We start from the raw sequence: 1,174 nt of genomic DNA on the forward strand, positions 1-1,174 counted from the left end.
TGAGCTGGGGGTGGCCGCAGAGACCAGCGAGAAGCGACTGTTTACTAAAAACACAGGTCCGTGCGAAGCCGTAAGGCGATGTATACGGACTGACGCCTGCCCGGTGCTGGAACGTTAAGGGGACCGGTTAGCTCTGTTTCGACAGGGCGAAGCTGAGAACTTAAGCGCCAGTAAACGGCGGTGGTAACTATAACCATCCTAAGGTAGCGAAATTCCTTGTCGGGTAAGTTCCGACCTGCACGAATGGCGTAACGACTTCTCGACTGTCTCAACCATAGGCCCGGTGAAATTGCACTACGAGTAAAGATGCTCGTTTCGCGCAGCAGGACGGAAAGACCCCGGGACCTTTACTACAGTTTGATATTGGTGTTCGGTTCGGCTTGTGTAGGATAGGTGGGAGACTTTGAAGCCGTGACGCCAGTCATGGTGGAGTCGCCGTTGAAATACCACTCTGGTCGTGCTGGATGTCTAACCTCGGTCCGTGATCCGGATCAGGGACAGTGTCTGATGGGTAGTTTAACTGGGGCGGTTGCCTCCCAAAGGGTAACGGAGGCGCCCAAAGGTTCCCTCAGCCTGGTTGGCAATCAGGTGTTGAGTGTAAGTGCACAAGGGAGCTTGACTGTGAGACCGACGGGTCGAGCAGGGACGAAAGTCGGGACTAGTGATCCGGCGGTGGCTTGTGGAAGCGCCGTCGCTCAACGGATAAAAGGTACCCCGGGGATAACAGGCTGATCTTCCCCAAGAGTCCATATCGACGGGATGGTTTGGCACCTCGATGTCGGCTCGTCGCATCCTGGGGCTGGAGTCGGTCCCAAGGGTTGGGCTGTTCGCCCATTAAAGCGGTACGCGAGCTGGGTTTAGAACGTCGTGAGACAGTTCGGTCCCTATCCGCTGCGCGCGTAGGAATATTGAGAAGGGCTGTCCCTAGTACGAGAGGACCGGGACGGACGAACCTCTGGTGTGCCAGTTGTCCTGCCAAGGGCATGGCTGGTTGGCTACGTTCGGGAGGGATAACCGCTGAAAGCATCTAAGCGGGAAGCCTGCTTCGAGATGAGTATTCCCACCTCCTTGAGAGGGTAAGGCTCCCAGTAGACGACTGGGTTGATAGGCCGGATGTGGAAGCCCAGTAATGGGTGGAGCTGACCGGTACTAATAGGCCGAGGGCTTGTCCTCA

1 rRNA gene is annotated in these 1,174 nt (G+C 56.5%); it reads left to right on the forward strand.

The features are described 5' to 3' along the window. Window positions 1-1,173, forward strand: a 23S ribosomal RNA gene (locus ACFV9D_RS38865); the annotation flags it as partial. Window position 1,174: the final 1 nt, after the last annotated feature.

The organism is Streptomyces sp. NPDC059875 (assembly GCF_042731085.1).
Classification (GTDB): Bacteria; Actinomycetota; Actinomycetes; order Streptomycetales; family Streptomycetaceae; genus Streptomyces.